The sequence below is a fragment of the Rhodococcus sp. NPDC057014 genome (assembly GCF_042673295.1).
In the GTDB taxonomy this organism is placed as follows: Bacteria; Actinomycetota; Actinomycetes; order Mycobacteriales; family Mycobacteriaceae; genus Rhodococcus_F.
Genome location: NZ_JBHUSF010000216.1, coordinates 1 through 15,349 on the forward strand (window position 1 = coordinate 1; position 15,349 = coordinate 15,349).

Here is a 15,349-nt window from a genome sequence, read left to right on the forward strand (position 1 = left end):
CCTGACGAACGGAGCGGTCAGCTGACCTGGGGTGGCGAGGTCGGCACGGTGATGGCGCTTTTGTCAGATGGCGGTCGAGAATATGGAGTGGAGGCGTGATGACGGTCGTCGAGTGCGCCGGAACGGGTCGAGCGCGTGGGCGTGCCCACGGTGAGCAGGCCCGCGACTTGATCCACACCACCCTGGCTCGGTGGCGCGACGGTACGAGCGCCCACAGTCGTTCGCACCTGGCGGCGACGGGACTGCGCGCCGCGGTCGAGGCCGCCGTACCCGACCTGGCCGAGGAGATGCGCGGTATCGCGGAGGCAGCGGGCGTCCCGTTCGCGGAGATCCTCGCGTACAACTTTATGGACCAACAGTGGTGGGTGCACCGGGAACATCTCGAACTCGGCTGCAGTGTCCTCGGACGAGCCGACATCGATGGTGTGTTCCTCGCCCAGAACATGGACCTGCCCGATTTCATGGACGGCTCCCAAATCGTTCTGCGGGTCCGTCCGGAAGCCGGCCCGGAAGCGCTGGTGCTGACGTCGGCGGGAATGATCGGGTTGACCGGGATCAACGCAGCCGGGATCGCGGTATGTGTGAACGCGCTCGGCATGCTGCGCCACAACCGTGCCGGTCTGCCGGTGGCCGCCGCGATCCGCGGCGCGCTCACCGCCACCTCGCGCACGGAGGCAGTGGAGTTTCTGCACGGTATCTCGCATGCGAGCGGTCAACACTACGCGGTGGCGGATGCGCGCGGTTTCCACGGTGTCGAATGTTCCTCTGCCTCGGTCATTGCCAGTTGCCTTCCGGGGTCACCGGTGCTGCTCCACACCAACCACCCGTTGGCGAACAACGACATCGACCCCGACGCCGAACAGGAATTGCAGAGGCAGGGACGGATCGCCGATTCCCGAGTTCGCCTCGACTTCCTCGAAACAAGCGTGAGGTCCGTCCGTGACCGCACCGCCGCCGAGCGCCTTCTCGGCGACCGCACCGCACCCCTGTGTGTCATACCCGGGCACGACCGCCGAACGCAAACATTCGGCGCAGTCGCCTTCGAGTTCGGCACCACCGCACCGACGGCGCGCTTCTGCCTCGGCCTACCGAACCACCAACCCTGGATCGAACCGGGATGGAAAACGCCACCCCTGCACAACGAACCTTCCGCATGATGACCAATCACCCGCCCTCACGATGGCGGCGGCACTCCGGGCGCCCGCGTCGTCCCGCACGACCGGGCAGGACGAGCTCGGGAACGCATCGATCCGCCCGGTCGTGCGGGACTCGTCAGGTGTGACCGCGCCAGCCGGCGACCCGTATACCCTTGTCGCCGAGGATGCCCCGCCCGTCTCACGGCCTCGACGTCGTCCAGTCCGGTCGGTCTAACCGGCGCGCGGCCGGAGCTCTCGTCGCCGGGGCGCCCCGGACTCGGGACCCGCCGCTCGTGTGGCACCGTCCCGGGACCGGCGGAGGCTCTCGGACATCACCCGTTGCCACCACAGGTCCAACGGACTCGGATCCGGCCACCGTATCGGGTCCTCGTCCCACCCGACATCACGGTAGCCGTCGCCACGATCGGGGCCTTCTTCGATGCGAGGCACAATCTGTACGCCCTCTCGGTCACACGCATCCGGTCGTCGAATGCACCGCCCTCGTTACGCTGGTTCGACGTCGACACCCGCTACCGGAGACCTCGTCGCCCCGGTATGCGGTTACCCGGAACAGCGTTCGCCTACCCACGCCGTAATTGCAGACAGCGGCCCGACACCTCGAGAGGGGTTGGCCCTGCGGCGCCCCCGATTCGTCACGGCCGGTCCCGGGCTACGAGCAGTGGGTAACCGGTTCGCATGTCACCCACTCGCTCGTGTGCTGCTGTTCGTGTGCTGGCACGACCAGTCGGCTCCCCCGTGCGGTGGTTCGACCGGGCGGTGCGCGCCCCCGGCCCCGAACGCGCCGCGCTCGTCCAGGCAATCAAGGCCACCGGCGCCGCGGTCCTCGCCTGGGTCGTCGCCTCCCGGGTCTTCGACTTCTCCCAGCCATTTCTGGCGCCCTGGTCGGCGATTTTCATCGTCGAGGCCACCGTGTACCGTTCGGTTCGCTCAGCCGCCCAGCAAATATCGGCAGTCACGGTCGCGGTGGTGCTGGCGACCGCCGTCGCCGCGGTCATCCCATGGGATTGCTCACCCTGACCGTGGCGGTGTTGGTCGGATTGCTGATCGGTCAGTGGCACCGGTTCGACGAGAGCGGACCATGGATCGGGATCACCGCGCTGTTGCTAGTCACCTCCGGCGCCACGGCAGAATCGCTGCTCGTCGAGCGGCTGGCCGAGACCGTCTTGGGCGCCGGAATCGGACTCGTCATCAATGCCACGATCTTCCCTCCGGTCTACGGTGACACCGCGCGCCGCGCAACGCACAGGCTCGCAACCGAATTGGCCGCGCTCCTGACCGATCTGGCCACCGCGCTCCGCGAGAACGAGCCACCACCGCACGCCGACGCATGGGCACGACAGGCCAAAGCTGCGATCGGGCTGGTCCGGCAAGCCGAACGTGCCGTGGAATGGAGCGCCGAGAGCCGCCGACTCAACCTCCGCCAGCGCGTTGTCCGGCCGGGCACTCCCACCCAGGACCCCGGGATAGGTGTTCATCAGTCTGCGCAACGTCTGGCCCTACGTCGAGGAGATCGCGCAAGCGGTGCGTACGGTGGTCGAGCACCAACGCCCCTTCGTCTATCCCGATACCGTGTCGCGGACGGGTTTCGCTGAGGTCCTCGACCGCCTCGCCGACGTGGTCCGACTCCGCGGTGAGGGGCACAGCGGCGGAGCGGACTTCGATGCGGCAGTCGAGTCCGCACGCTCCGCCCTCGATGAGCTCGACGACCGACTCGAAGCCCCCGAAACCGTGACCTTCGGATCGGCGGCCGGGGTACTCGCCATGGTGCTGCCCGCCCGGCACGCGCTACGCGAACTCACGACCTTCTGACTCCACGCGCCGGAATTCCCGGTCAGCACTGGGTGAGAAACTAGCGACTGGTACGACGCACCCCGGTGCCGGGCACCGAGCTCGAACTAGATACCCAGAGTTCGGGCGTCGATGCCGCGCCCCTCCCAACGCTCTATCCGAACCACAGGGCTTCGGCGTTACGAACAGCCACGCCTTCGGCCGCACTCTCCGGAAGTGCGGAGAGAAAGGTCCGGATCTGCGCGCCCCGGGTATCGACCGTGTCGGCGCGCGCCACGGTGTCGCTGCCGACCACGAACCGATCCGGTTCTCGCGCAACGAGCCTCACCCAGTCCTCGTCCGCACCGTCCTCGTCGGCGATACGGTCGAGCAACACCCACGACAACTCGACCGTCAGATTGCGATGCCGTTCGATCATCCGGTGCACGAGCTCGAGCTGCCCGGCCGGGTCGACTTGTCGGGACACGCCGGCGTGGCACCAGACCACCGACGTCGACGGATGACGATCGAGGGCACGCTCGAGGCTTCCGGCGTATTCGTGCCGATCGGGCATCCCGACGGAACTCGAATCGTGGTGCAGCGAGATCGGCGCGTCGTTCTGCGCACAGAAGTCGAGAACGGCGTCCATCGCGACGTGATCCGGTGACGGCACCTCGCCGGACGTCAGGTTCGTCAGGTCGTCGTGCCGGAACATCACCTCGCCGACACCGGCCCAGCGGTCGGAGCGGCCCCAGACGAACTCGAGGTGCTCGATCGCCAGTAGGTCGGTCGGGTCGAACCCACAGACGAGCGGGGCAACCTCGAGCACGCCGCCGGACTCGAGGTCCGGGAGGACATCGAGGACCGTCGCGTCGGTGAGCGAGTGATAGTGGCACGGCGCGTTGTCGTCGAGGTAGTAGTCCGGACGCACAGGTTCGACGGTCGACCATTTCTTCTTCACCGGCAACCCGAACACCACAGCTCGCGTGACACCGTTACGGACCAGCCCGTCCCGCAGGTCGGGCATTCGCCCCGGCCGCTGCAGGAAGTCGACGAGATGGACGTGCGTGTCGATCCACGGGGGAGAAACCATCCATCCGATGTACCAGCAATCGGCGGGGTTGTCCGCATTTCACCACGGGTTGCGGTGTCTCGCGCTCTGCGCGGTAAACCGGGTAATCGCCGCTGTCAACGGACCCGCGATCGAATGTCATCAGCGGTGCGGAACTCGCCGACAGGCCGAGGCGCAGTGCCATGGTCGACGCCGACAACCCCAATGAGCCGGACGAGGACAAGCCGGGAGGGGCCAGAGTCTGTTTTCAGGGTGTGAGCTGGATCTTGACCGCCCCGTCCTGCTTCTTCTGGAAGATCTCGTAGGCGTGCGGCGCCTGTTCGAGGGGAAGTTGGTGAGTGGCGAACGTGTCGACGCCAAGGGGGTCGTCGTCGCCGAGGAGCGGCATGATGTCGTCCACCCACTTCTTGATGTTGGCCTGACCCATCCGCAGCTGGATCTGCTTGTCGAACAGGGTGAGCATGGGGATCGGGTCGGCCATGCCGCCGTAGACACCGATGATGGAAATGGTTCCGCCGCGGCGAACGATGTCGATCGCCGAATACAGCGCACCGAGACGGTCGACACCGGCCTTCTGCATGAGCGGCGCCGCGACCGCGTCCGGAAGATACCCGACGATCTGCTGGGCGAGCTTGCCGATCGGTGATCCGTGCGCCTCCATGCCGACCGCATCGATCACCGAGTCGGTGCCCCGGCCGTCGGTCGCGTCGCGGATCGCGTCGGCGAGATCGCTGCCGTGCTCGTCCAGGTTCAGGGTGTCGATGCCCCGGGCCTTGGCGCGAGCGAGGCGTTCGGGGACGTTGTCGACCGCGATGACCCGTGCGCCCTTGTGGTGGGCGATGCGCGCTGCCATGTCTCCGATCGGCCCGAGGCCGAGTACGGTGACCGACCCGCCCGCGGGGATGGCGGCGTACTCGACCGACTGCCATGCCGTGGGCAACACATCGGACAGATAGACGAATCGGGAATCCGGCGGCCCCTCGGGAACTTTCATGTGGGTGAACTGGGCTTGGGGGACGCGGAGGTATTCGGCCTGTCCTCCCGGAACCTGGCCGTAGAGCTTCGAGAAGCCGAACAACGCCGCTCCCATCCCCTGCTCGCGGACCTGCGTCGTCTCACACTGCGTATACAGTTTCAGGTTGCACATGAAACAGCTGCCGCACGAGATTTGGAACGGGATCACCACGCGGTCGCCGACCTTCAGGTTTCCCGCCTCCGCGCCGACTTCTTCGACGATTCCCATCGGTTCGTGGCCGAGGACGTCTCCTTGCGCCATGAAGGGGCCGAGTGTTTCGTACAGGTGCAGGTCGGACCCGCAGATGTTGGTCGTGGTGACCTTGATGACGGCGTCCGTCGGTTGTTCGATCTTCGGATCGGCGACGGTTTCGACGCTGACCTTCCGTTTGCCTTGCCAGGTGACTGCGCGCACTGGGAACCAAACCTCTCGTCGGTCGATGTGTGGTTCGGGTGCCCGACGGCGGCTGGCGGTAAACGTGCGGCCTTCCTCAACGGACGTCACCGCCCGTACGAAACGCCTACGCGACGTCGATCGAATACGGCTCCATCACCGTGGCTGTGGCCTCTCCGATGGGGTCCCGAGGTAGAGCACCGCGTCGTTCGTACCGCTGCACGACGGGCACGATCGTCGCATGCGTTGCCAGCGAGCCACCAATGCTGACGGATTGTCGTCACAAACGCGTTTGCCTGCGACGCCACCGGCAGAGTGGCTTATTTCTTGTCTTCGGCCTTGTCGATGCCTCCCTGATGGGCGGGCCCCACTCCCGAGTCGCTGCCCTCAGATTCAGCGGCGTCCGCGGCGGGTTCCTCTTCGGCGGGCGAGGCCACCGCGCCGCGCGGGGTGTCCTGCGGTTTCGGTGATTGCATTCCGCTGGCGTCGACATGCTCGTCGTGCTCCGGGCGTCCTTCCTTCGTGCTGGTGGTTCGGCCCTCGTAGGGCGGTATCGCCGGTTCCGCATTCTCGGGCGGCAGCGAGCCGCCGGCGGGCGCGGGGTTTCTGCCCGGCTCCGCGGTGGAGGTGACTTCCTCCTGATCCAGGGACCCCTGCTCGCGGCCGGCCTGGCTTGTTCCGGCCTGGTCCGGGCCCGCGTCGCGTGAGCCTTTCGGGCCGCGTTCGGACTGTGGTTCCTCCTGCAATTGCTTGCCTGGTTCGGTACTCATGATCACTCCCTCCCGACGCAGCAGTACGCCGGATCCTCACTTCGGTTGTGGTGGACATCTGCTGTAGCTGTGCCCTGGCACGCGAAGACGAAACCGACGCTCCCGATCGTGACGGCAAGGTGGGGCTTCGCGCCCGTTCTGATTTGTTGTGCGCACGTCTGGGCACTCCGAGGAGAGCGGACCGTTCAGCAACGATGCGGCGCCGATCCCCACGGATTTTCAGCGAGGAGCCACGCTGTGTCGAAGAAGAACCCTGTCCTTCCCGGGGCGCCCGGGGCGGGCACTCCGACGGTCGCCGAGCCCACCGAACCCACCGAGCCGTTGCCGCCCAAGCCCGATCAGCGGGCTCCGGTGCTGGGCACCGCGACCGGGCACCCCGTCGAAGGCCCGGACACCGCCCGCGGCCAGCAGGGGGAGCACCTCACCACGGCGCAGGGCGCGCGGCTGTACGACACCGACCATTCCCTCAAGGCCGGCGAGCGAGGACCGACCCTGCTCCAGGACCACCACCTCCGGGAGAAGATCACACACTTCGATCACGAGCGGATCCCGGAGCGGGTGGTGCACGCACGCGGCGCGGCCGCGCACGGGGTGTTCCGCGGATACGGTTCCGCCGACCCGATCAGCAAGGCCGCATTCCTCGGCAAGGACGTCGAGACGCCGGTCTTCGTCCGGTTCTCCACCGTCCTCGGCTCCCGGGGGTCCGCGGACGCCGTCCGCGACACCCGAGGATTCGCGACCAAGTTCTACACCGCAGAAGGCACCTTCGACCTGGTGGGAAACAACATTCCGGTGTTCTTCATCCAGGACGGCATCAAGTTCCCCGACATCGTCCATGCCGCCAAACCGCACCCCGATCGCGAGATTCCGCAGGCGCAGAGCGCGCACGACACGTTCTGGGACTTCGTGTCGCTGCACACCGAAGCCACCGCGCACACCCTGTGGAACATGTCCGATCGCGGCATCCCCCGGTCGTATCGGATGATGGAAGGCTTCGGCGTCCACACGTTTCGGATGGTGAACGCGGCGGGCGAGAGTTCGCTCGTGAAGTTCCACTGGAAGCCGAAACTCGGTGTGCACTCCCTGGTGTGGGAGGAAGCGCAGATCGTCAACGGCATGGACCCCGATTTCCATCGCCGCGATCTCGCCGACGCGATCGAATCCGGCGCGTATCCGGAATGGGAGCTGGGCATCCAGGCGTTCCCGGACACCCCGGACCAGACGTTCGAGGGCATCGATCTGCTCGACCCGACCAAGATCGTCCCCGAGGAACTGGCCTCCGTGCAGCCGATCGGGCTGATGACGCTCGACGCGAATCCGACGAACTTCTTCGCCGAGACCGAGCAGGTGGCGTTCCATCCCGGGCACCTCGTCCCCGGGATCGACGTCACCGACGACCCGCTGCTGCAGGCGCGGCTGTTCTCCTACCTCGACACCCAGATCAGCCGGCTCGGTGGGCCCAACTTCGGACAGATCCCGATCAACCGGCCCCACGCCGAGGTCAACGACATGCTCCGCGACGGCATGCACCAGACCGGGGTCCATCCCGGTGTCGCGCCGTACCGGCCCAATTCCCTCGACGCCGGTTGCCCGTTCCTCGCCGGTGCCGACACGGCGTTCGTCGAGGTGCCGGTGCCGATGCCGGAGGCGACGAAACTGCGCGCCGCCCCCGCCAGCTTCGACGACCACTTCTCCCAGGCCCGACTGTTCTACGCCAGCCTCAGCCCGGTCGAGCAGACGCACGTCGCGCAGGCCTACACGTTCGAACTGGGCAAGTGCTACGAGCAGGCAATCAAGGAGCGCGCCCTCGGCGTGCTCGCGAACATCGACCCTGGCCTGTGCACGACGGTCGCCGACGGGCTCGGCCTGCCCGCCCCGGAGCCGACCGTCACCTACGACGTCGCGCCGACGCCCAGCCCGGCTCTATCGCAGGTCGGAGACCAGTGGCCGCTGGACGGCCGGATCATCGGCATCGTCGCCGACGACGAGTCGGATCTGTCCGAGGTCGCCGACGTGGTCGAGAAGATCGACAAGGAGGGCATGGTTCCGCTCGTCATCGGACCCCACGGCGGCGCACTGGGATCGGGCAAGGGCGCGGTTCCGGTGTCCCGCACGTTCCTGACCATGCGGTCGGTGGAATTCGACGCCATCCTCATCGCGGCGCCGGCGTCGGACCCGCGGGTCCAGGTGTTGCTCACCGAGGCGTTCCGGCACTGCAAGGCGATCGGGGCATGGACCGCCGGTCGCAGCCTCCTCGCCACGGCCGGAATCGGGGCCGAGGCTCCGGGCATCGTCATCGCCGACGACGCGTCCGCGCTGCTTCCCGGCATCACTGCGCTGCTGAAGTCCCACCGGGTCTGGGAACGCCAGACTTGACGGACCCGGGTGCGGTCGGTCGGAGCACCAGGCCGGGCCGTGAAGATTCCGGAAGGAGTCGTTCGTGTGTGGACGGCTGGTGTCAGCCGGCTGAGCGGGAATCGAGCGCGAGAGCTCTGGGGGAGGCGGCCCGGTATCGGGCCGGCGCCCGAACGCCCGATTGGTACAGAACGACTGATCCGGGTACCCGGTGAGCAACGTCGAAATGAGGAGGTAGCACCATGCCGCGGTCATCGATCAAGGACGAGAAGGTGTACGAGGAAGTACGGAAGGATGGTGCGTCGAAGGAGAAGGCGGCCCGGATCGCGAACGCTGCCGCCAACCGTGGTCGGTCCAGTACCGGACGCAAGGGCGGCAAGTCGTCATCCTACGAGGACTGGACCGTTGACGAGCTGAAGAAGAAGGCGAAAGAGGTCGGTCTGACCGGCTATTCATCCAAGCGAAAGGGCGGATTGATCGAGGCGCTGCGCAACCACTGATGGCCTCAACAGTCAAGGCGGGTAGGATCTCTACGCCCGCAAGAGACACCAAATGCCCTGTCTGAGAATACGCATACGCCGGTTGACGTAATCACTGCCGGTGATCGGATGGCATCGTGTCATCATTGCCTGCAAAACTGCTGCACTACGGAATTTCGTGCAGCTCGGCCCTCCGATCCGACGCCCCTCGAAGGCGTGCATCACCACAGCTCCGTTGCCGTGGCCATGCACGATCGGATACACGGTCTCTGCGCGTCTGCGGCGAAGTCCGACAGACTGCCACACAAGGCAACTACAGTTCGAGAGCGCACCACGAACTTTGCATGGTCGACATGGTGGAGGACAGATGTTCAACGTGGTGTTGTTGGCCAATGTGCTCGCAACAGGAACGGCGAGTGTACGCACAGCACCGTATCGGTCTCGCAGGACTGGAGTGCAGCTCATGAGCTGCTGTGACGAGCGTGCCGAACGAATCTCCGCCGCAGCGCGCGATCGGAAACTCTCCGTCGCCACCGCGGAATCATGACCGGCGGAAGAATCTCCACCGTGCTCGGCGCCGCACCCTCATCGTCCGAGTGGTACCGGGGCAGCATCGTCGCCTACGCCAATTCCGTGAAACATGTTCTGCTGCAAGTCTCGGACGGTCCGGTAGTCAGCGAACCCAGTGCCCGCGCGATGGCCACGACCGTGGCGGAACTGCTCGGCGCGGATCGTGCGGTGGCGGTCACCGGATTCGGCGGACCACAGACTCAGGACGGACAGCCACCGGGCACGGTATGGTTCGGGGTCTTCACCGGCGGTGAGACTCGCACCGAATTGCGGCACTTCGACGGTGATCCGGGCGAGGTGGTTGAGTCGACCACAGACCATGCCCTGTGCCTGCTCGAAGACGCATTGTGTCGATAGGTTACTCAGGTGGTTTCGGTCCGAAGATCGCGAGGAGTTGTCGATGTTGCTACGAATCCCGGGTGTCTATTCCCCACAGGATGATACGTGGCTCCTCGCCGGTGCTCTGGCCCAGCACACCCTGTCTCCACTGACGCGGGTCCTCGACATCTGCACCGGCACCGGAGCGCTCGCCCTGCGGGCTGCCGAGTTGGGGTCGAGCAGTGTCACCGCGATCGACATTTCTCGCCGCGCCGTGCTCACCGCCCGCATCAACGCTCGGATACACCGGCACACGATTCGGGTGCTGCAGGGAAGCCTCACCGCACCCGTCCGCGCAGAATACTTCGACCTGGTGATCTCCAACCCGCCCTACGTGCCCGCCCACGATGACCGGCTTCCCGACACCGGCATGGCGCAGGCGTGGGACGCCGGCACCGACGGGCGAGCGCTACTCGACCGGATCTGCGCCCAGGCCCCGGAGGTCCTCGCACCCGGAGGAACACTGCTTCTCGCCCAGTCGACACTGAGCCGGGTCGACAAGACCCACGTCATGCTCGAGGAGCAGGGCTTGGCTGTCGACGTCGTCGCTCGACGGGAGATTCCCTTCGGACCCGTCCTGACCGCACGCCGGCACATGCTCGCAGCCCGCGGAATCATCACCGCCGATCAGCGCACCGAAGAGATCGTGGTGATCCGCGGCCGTCAGCACAGCTGAACGCTCGAGGTGACACTCGGAGATGAGATCTATAGGCGGGCGCCGCGGCCGCGGCGACTTCCCCGATAGGCGCCGATCCGCACCCCCGCAAGCCACTCGGGGCGCAGCGTCAAACCGCGGTGGCCGGTTTCGCACCGCGTCGAAGGGTGGGTGCTCGTCGTCCGGGAGGTCTTGGACCTGTGTCAGCGTTACCTGCCCGGCGGGAACTGGCGGACCGGTCACCGACACCAGGTCGAGCCGAAACCTCGGTGGCGCGGCGGCGATCGTGTCGCGCAACTCGCCAGCGATGTCGAGGCGGGATGCGGGCCGACGGGAACGGCCAGGACCCATCTGGTGTCCGCACCGTTCGACGAATAGGGCCTCAGGCTGCGGTAGCGGGCACTGTCCCACCCCGTGGCAGGGAGCGGACGGATCCTGGTCACCGCCGAGGCCTGGTCACCGCCGAGGCGCCGGAGCTGGCCAACAGCAGATCCCACTGTGTTCCCGGCACGGCGAGTGGAATTTTGATGGTGAGCCCGAGCATGTCGGGCACGCCGGTCGGTGTTCCCGCTCCCCTGGACAACCTCGCCACCATCTCGATCGGTGTCCCCGACTCCACCGTCCACCACTCGGTGCTCAACTTCATGCGTCCGGTGGCAACCAGGCCGCGCGGATGAAAGACCCGGGCGTTGCCTGCGAAGGTGGCGGCGGTCTGAAACGGCATGCCCACGAGGACTGTCCGCACTGTGTCGTGGATCCGCTCTGCCAGGTCCAGTCGTCGTGTACCTTCCGCGCGTCCCCCGCCCTTTATTTCAGGACCGCGTCGACCGTCTTCTTCAACGCCGACGGTTGGGCGGGAGACCTCGGCGCCTTCTCCTTCAGTTCGAGCAACCCTTCACCGATTTCCTGGAGCTTTTTCCGTCCCAGCTCTTCTCGCACCTTGGGGAACCACTGCTGCTCTTCTTCTTCCATGTGGTGTTCGACGTTCTCGATCAGCACGGTGGTTTTCGCGTCGAACCGCTCGTCGTCCGGTGTCATTGCGGCCAGTTCGACGACCAGCACGTCGGCGACATGGTGTTCTTCGTAGGATTCGAGGATGTCGTCCTCGAGGTCCGGGGCGAGGTCACGGACCTTCGGGTACATGCCCTCGTTCTCGATGTAGGTGTGCACCGTCAAGGCCTCGATGATCTTGTCCACGATACGGCCCTTCTCCACCTCCGCACCTGATCCGGCACCGCGGAAATCGCGAAACAATTTCCGGATCTGTTTGTGGTCGTTCTTCAGGAGCACGATCGCATCGGTCGACATGACTACCTCACATGGGTCGGGTGACGTGCATCGCCGGTCCCAGCGCACACGGCACTGTCGTCATACCGGTTTACCCCCCTCCCCACCGTCCTTAACCGGGTCGTCGAACCCGCAAGACGCCCGCTTTTCGAGATCGATGTGACCAGGGACGGTTTGCGCCGAATCACAGCCCCGGTAGCTTCTGTCCGCAGCATCGATTTCCCCGCCGAGCACTTCGCCGACATCCTCGCCAACGCCGAACTCTTTCATCGTCGCTGGCACCGAGGCCCGTGCAAGAATAGCTGCACGCCTTCGAGGAGCGAGAACTGATCACCTACGGCCCCCTCCGCCGGCGATCTTTGAAACTGTGAGCCCGGTGACTACGGACGAGGCCCAGCCCTGAGTCTCCCGCCGCCGACCCTGTGATCACGCGTCATCGGGTCTCCGCCGCAATCGATATCGGATCTGCTCAGGCTCCGGTGAAGATCGTCCGCGGATCTTCACAGAGGCCTCCGCTGCAGTCCTGCCACGTCACCGCGGTCAGATACGCTCTGCCGACCGTGAACGCGGATGCCGCGGCACGGACCCACAACCAGTCGCCGCTGCGGTGGCGGAGGCGGAGGCGGAAGAATGCGGCGCGGGAGGCGCTGCCGCCGTGGGTGTCTCGTAGGAATCGGCGCCATCCGGGAGTGTCGGATGGCAACAGCAACCATTCGTAGTCACCGACCAGTTGCTCCACCCGATATCCGACCAGGTTGGCGGACGCGGGGTTGGCGAAGAGCATCTCGCGCTGATCATCGAACACACACAGCGGCTGCGGCAACGCCGCGAACAGCGCCTCCAGCATCTCTGCGCGGCACGACGCGGTGGCCGTGCCGTGCTGCACCGCCGGGGCGAGGACGGGATGGCCGTTCGGTCGGGTACAGGTCATGGTGGGAACCGACTGATCTTCCACTACACATGCTCCTCGTCGCCGCCGGGACTGCTGAGCGTCCGTGTACCCGCACCGGTGATGGCGCAACCTGCACCCCGTTCGCGCACTGGTGAGATGGGAAACCCACCAACGACCGGACCCGACGGGCGCAACTGCATACGCAGTGAACGCGATACGGAAACCCACGAGGCTGCTACTCGCCGACCCGCGTGGAGATCACACCAAGCGGGTATCCGCTTGCTGTGGAACTCATCGGAATTCTCATCCTGGTCGGCGTCATCGCCTTCGTCCTGCACAACAAACGCAGGAGGAAGGGGTCCGCGGGTCGCGACTGACCCGGCCACTCGTCCAGGCGCGAAAGCTACGAGCGAAAAGGGGATTACCCTGCGGGTGGTTCCGCGACCCTCGAGGCACGCGCCGAAGCCACACTGGTGCGACCTGCCGCCGAAACCCCCGGCGGTGACACCCCCCAAGTCCTGACCTGTCACCCGAACACCGAGGCCTCATGAACATCCTCACCGCACTACCCCTGACCATTCTCCGCGTGCAGTACGCGATCGTGCGCTACCCCCTCCATCTGATCGACGACCAGGTAATCGCACGCCTGGCACCCTTCTCACCTGCCCGCCGCCTCTATCGGGACGGCCTCTGCCTGCTCGATAGCGTCATCGGGACCGTTCTCGACCCCCGGGGCCCTGCTCACCGGGTCACCGACACCACACCCCAGCGAACCAGCACCTCCGGCAGGGCATCCGACCGGGACAACAACTCCCCCGCATCGAGTGTCACTGCCGCTGACATCGAAACGGTTCCCCGGTCCGCGAGCGCCGAAAACACCGAACTGAGCAAGAAGGCGGCACAACAACTCGACACCGACGTACTCGCCCAGCACCTCGGAGACATCGATTCGCCGCCCCGGCCCGAGCAGACCGTCCCCACCGGCACCGCCGACCCCGCCTCTGCCACGGCCTCCGTCATCACCCAGTTCGCAGGTGCGGCGAGCGACGAACCCGACACGACTCTGACCGACGAACTGGCGGGCCGGGTAGCCGAACTCGCCCGGGCCGAGACCCCGCCGCCGGGCGTAGAGACAATTCCGACCGACAAGCACCACTGACGTGGCGGAAGCTGCCCCGATGTCGGGCCGGAAGACGATCCGATCCAGCGGCCGGACCCAAGTTCGTTGGACCTGTGGTGGCAGCGTGGGATGTCCGAAAGTCTCTGCCGGTCTCAGGAACCGGAAACCCGGCCGGTGGTTCCGCTCGAGTCGCGGGACTCCCAGAAACCGAGATCTCAGGCCACACGCGAGTTGAGTCTGTCGATCGGATTCGAGTGAAGCAGTGGGGCACGTACGGGTGGCAGCGTCGATATCGGGCGAAGTTCACGGCACTGTCCAAGGCGATGACGAGCCCGCTACTTGATGGATGGTGCCGCCGCCGAGCACGACCGCCTGAGTCGCACCGGTGTTGGGGCCGTGGCGATGCCAACGGCACCAACAGCAGGTGCACGATGTTGTGACGGATCGAGATGTTGCCCCTCCATCAGACCCCTGGTCTTTCCTTCGCCATCAGTCGGCACTGAATCGCGGCCATCGACGCGCCGGTCCCCGGCTGGGTCTTGCTCGCTGCATCCCAGCTACCCCACCCGGACAATCCCACCACTCGTCCGGGTTTCGCGAATACTGAACGGTGCCGAGGCAGGTCTCTGCGGGTCCGTGACGCGTAGGACCGGCAGGAGCGGGTAAGCGGCAGACCATGAGCACAATCACCGAAGCAGTCGACGTCGCCGTCCCGATCCGCGTCGCCTATGACCAATGGACCCAGTTCGAGTCCTTCCCGCAGTTCATGGAAGGGGTGAAAGAGATCCGGCAAATCGATTCCACCACCACCCATTGGGTACTCGAGATTGCCGGACAACGACGCGAATTCAACGCCACCATCACCGAGCAACACCCCGAGGAACGGGTGGCATGGAAATCCGATGTCGGCCCCGACCATGCTGGGGTCATCACCTTCCACCGACTCGACGACACCCACACCCGGGTCACCGCCCAGATGGATATCGACCCGGACGGTGTGGTGGAGAACGTCGCCGACAAGCTCGGTGTCCTGACCCACCGGGTGAAGACCGACATGACGAAGTTCAAGGAGTTCATCGAAGCGCGCGGCACGGAAACCGGTGCCTGGCGCGGCGACATCGACCGCCCCGACCAAGTCCTTCCCGACGAGACCTGACCACGCTCGCAGGCGCAGGATCTTGAACTGCAGCTCCAACGTGGCGGGACGCCTCCCTCGACGGCGCACGGTCGAAGGAGGCGTTCCTCGACCGGGTTTCGGCTGGCGCCGCCGGCCCGGTACCGCTATCTGGATGCGCCAAGGGTGCTATCTGTTCGGCCGTGACCAGCGCTGGTGGGTGTACGCGACGTCGAAGCGGGTGACCAACACCTTCGGGTTCGGCACCGACAACGACATCGAGTTCACCAACGGGTACACGATCGTCAAACACCGCACGTTCTCC

General features: G+C 66.0%; 16 protein-coding genes and 1 pseudogene. 9 read left to right on the forward strand and 8 right to left on the reverse strand.

The window, feature by feature from the left end; all coding sequences use genetic code 11:
* Window positions 1–98 precede the first annotated feature (98 nt).
* Window positions 99–1,157 carry a C45 family autoproteolytic acyltransferase/hydolase gene (locus tag ACFTZB_RS31090; RefSeq protein WP_378437366.1) on the forward strand — a complete coding sequence of 353 codons (1,059 nt, stop codon included), beginning with the start codon at window positions 99–101 and terminating at the stop codon, window positions 1,155–1,157.
* Between the two features lie 708 nt (window positions 1,158–1,865).
* Window positions 1,866–2,174 carry an aromatic acid exporter family protein gene (locus tag ACFTZB_RS31095; RefSeq protein ID WP_378437368.1) on the forward strand — a complete coding sequence of 103 codons (309 nt, stop codon included), beginning with the start codon at window positions 1,866–1,868 and terminating at the stop codon, window positions 2,172–2,174.
* 86 nt (window positions 2,175–2,260) lie between these two features.
* Here the strand turns inward: ACFTZB_RS31095 and ACFTZB_RS31100 are convergent, their stop codons facing one another.
* Window positions 2,261–2,632 carry a hypothetical protein gene (locus ACFTZB_RS31100; protein ID WP_378437370.1) on the reverse strand — a complete coding sequence of 124 codons (372 nt, stop codon included), beginning with the start codon at window positions 2,630–2,632 and terminating at the stop codon, window positions 2,261–2,263.
* Between ACFTZB_RS31100 and ACFTZB_RS31105 the strand changes: the two genes are divergently transcribed.
* Complete coding sequence (locus ACFTZB_RS31105) at window positions 2,625–2,966, forward strand: hypothetical protein (RefSeq protein WP_378437372.1); 342 nt, start codon at window positions 2,625–2,627, stop codon at window positions 2,964–2,966. The two genes, ACFTZB_RS31100 and ACFTZB_RS31105, sit on opposite strands and share 8 nt — an antisense overlap.
* A 133-nt stretch (window positions 2,967–3,099) precedes the next feature.
* Here ACFTZB_RS31105 and ACFTZB_RS31110 read toward each other — a convergent pair whose 3' ends face one another.
* The 3 genes from ACFTZB_RS31110 to ACFTZB_RS31120 form a co-directional block, all read right to left on the reverse strand.
* A complete protein-coding gene (locus ACFTZB_RS31110) occupies window positions 3,100–4,017 on the reverse strand; it encodes an amidohydrolase family protein (RefSeq protein WP_378437374.1) in 918 nt (305 codons plus the stop codon).
* 226 nt (window positions 4,018–4,243) lie between these two features.
* On the reverse strand, window positions 4,244–5,425 hold the full coding sequence (locus ACFTZB_RS31115) for a zinc-dependent alcohol dehydrogenase (protein ID WP_378437376.1): 1,182 nt from the start codon (window positions 5,423–5,425) through the stop codon (window positions 4,244–4,246).
* 299 nt (window positions 5,426–5,724) lie between these two features.
* Complete coding sequence (locus ACFTZB_RS31120) at window positions 5,725–6,174, reverse strand: hypothetical protein (protein ID WP_378437378.1); 450 nt, start codon at window positions 6,172–6,174, stop codon at window positions 5,725–5,727.
* A gap of 237 nt (window positions 6,175–6,411) precedes the next feature.
* Between ACFTZB_RS31120 and ACFTZB_RS31125 the strand changes: the two genes are divergently transcribed.
* The 4 genes and pseudogenes from ACFTZB_RS31125 (at window position 6,412) to ACFTZB_RS31140 (ending at window position 10,632) form a co-directional block, all read left to right on the forward strand.
* Window positions 6,412–8,550 carry a catalase gene (locus ACFTZB_RS31125; protein ID WP_378437380.1) on the forward strand — a complete coding sequence of 713 codons (2,139 nt, stop codon included), beginning with the start codon at window positions 6,412–6,414 and terminating at the stop codon, window positions 8,548–8,550.
* Window positions 8,551–8,771: 221 nt separating this feature from the next.
* The gene (locus ACFTZB_RS31130) at window positions 8,772–9,029 is read left to right on the forward strand and encodes a Rho termination factor N-terminal domain-containing protein (RefSeq protein ID WP_378437382.1); all 258 of its coding nucleotides are present in this window, start codon (window positions 8,772–8,774) and stop codon (window positions 9,027–9,029) included.
* Between the two features lie 442 nt (window positions 9,030–9,471).
* Window positions 9,472–9,935: pseudogene (locus tag ACFTZB_RS31135) on the forward strand (CinA family protein).
* A 43-nt stretch (window positions 9,936–9,978) separates the two neighbouring features.
* The gene (locus ACFTZB_RS31140) at window positions 9,979–10,632 is read left to right on the forward strand and encodes a HemK2/MTQ2 family protein methyltransferase (protein WP_378437384.1); all 654 of its coding nucleotides are present in this window, start codon (window positions 9,979–9,981) and stop codon (window positions 10,630–10,632) included.
* Between the two features lie 418 nt (window positions 10,633–11,050).
* On the opposite strand, the gene ACFTZB_RS31145 is transcribed toward ACFTZB_RS31140, so the two are convergent.
* The 4 genes from ACFTZB_RS31145 to ACFTZB_RS31160 form a co-directional block, all read right to left on the reverse strand.
* Entirely contained in the window at window positions 11,051–11,335 is a 285-nt protein-coding gene (locus ACFTZB_RS31145; protein ID WP_378437386.1) for a hypothetical protein, read from the reverse strand.
* Window positions 11,336–11,418: 83 nt separating this feature from the next.
* Window positions 11,419–11,919 (reverse strand): hemerythrin domain-containing protein, encoded by a 501-nt coding sequence (locus ACFTZB_RS31150; RefSeq protein WP_378437388.1) that lies wholly within the window; start codon window positions 11,917–11,919, stop codon window positions 11,419–11,421.
* Window positions 11,920–11,979: 60 nt separating this feature from the next.
* Entirely contained in the window at window positions 11,980–12,168 is a 189-nt protein-coding gene (locus ACFTZB_RS31155; protein ID WP_378437391.1) for a hypothetical protein, read from the reverse strand.
* A 199-nt stretch (window positions 12,169–12,367) separates the two neighbouring features.
* Window positions 12,368–12,853, reverse strand: coding sequence for a PAS domain-containing protein (locus tag ACFTZB_RS31160; RefSeq protein ID WP_378437393.1), 486 nt, complete (start codon window positions 12,851–12,853; stop codon window positions 12,368–12,370).
* Between the two features lie 484 nt (window positions 12,854–13,337).
* On the opposite strand from ACFTZB_RS31160, the gene ACFTZB_RS31165 reads away from it, so the two are divergent.
* Together ACFTZB_RS31165 and ACFTZB_RS31170 are read left to right on the forward strand one after the other, a co-directional pair.
* Window positions 13,338–13,949, forward strand: coding sequence for a hypothetical protein (locus ACFTZB_RS31165; RefSeq protein WP_378437395.1), 612 nt, complete (start codon window positions 13,338–13,340; stop codon window positions 13,947–13,949).
* A gap of 637 nt (window positions 13,950–14,586) precedes the next feature.
* The gene (locus ACFTZB_RS31170; RefSeq protein WP_378437396.1) at window positions 14,587–15,066 is read left to right on the forward strand and encodes an SRPBCC family protein; all 480 of its coding nucleotides are present in this window, start codon (window positions 14,587–14,589) and stop codon (window positions 15,064–15,066) included.
* The last annotated feature ends 283 nt before the right edge of the window (window positions 15,067–15,349 follow it).

Coding starts and splice junctions, on each gene's coding strand:
- ACFTZB_RS31090 (WP_378437366.1), top strand. CDS start 99: ATGACGGTCGTCGAGTGCGCCGGAACGGGTCGAGCGCGTGGGCGTGCC.
- ACFTZB_RS31100 (WP_378437370.1), bottom strand. CDS start 2,632: ATGAACACCTATCCCGGGGTCCTGGGTGGGAGTGCCCGGCCGGACAAC.
- ACFTZB_RS31110 (WP_378437374.1), bottom strand. CDS start 4,017: ATGGTTTCTCCCCCGTGGATCGACACGCACGTCCATCTCGTCGACTTC.
- ACFTZB_RS31120 (WP_378437378.1), bottom strand. CDS start 6,174: ATGAGTACCGAACCAGGCAAGCAATTGCAGGAGGAACCACAGTCCGAA.
- ACFTZB_RS31130 (WP_378437382.1), top strand. CDS start 8,772: ATGCCGCGGTCATCGATCAAGGACGAGAAGGTGTACGAGGAAGTACGG.
- ACFTZB_RS31140 (WP_378437384.1), top strand. CDS start 9,979: ATGTTGCTACGAATCCCGGGTGTCTATTCCCCACAGGATGATACGTGG.
- ACFTZB_RS31145 (WP_378437386.1), bottom strand. CDS start 11,335: ATGCCGTTTCAGACCGCCGCCACCTTCGCAGGCAACGCCCGGGTCTTT.
- ACFTZB_RS31150 (WP_378437388.1), bottom strand. CDS start 11,919: ATGTCGACCGATGCGATCGTGCTCCTGAAGAACGACCACAAACAGATC.
- ACFTZB_RS31155 (WP_378437391.1), bottom strand. CDS start 12,168: ATGAAAGAGTTCGGCGTTGGCGAGGATGTCGGCGAAGTGCTCGGCGGG.
- ACFTZB_RS31165 (WP_378437395.1), top strand. CDS start 13,338: ATGAACATCCTCACCGCACTACCCCTGACCATTCTCCGCGTGCAGTAC.
- ACFTZB_RS31170 (WP_378437396.1), top strand. CDS start 14,587: ATGAGCACAATCACCGAAGCAGTCGACGTCGCCGTCCCGATCCGCGTC.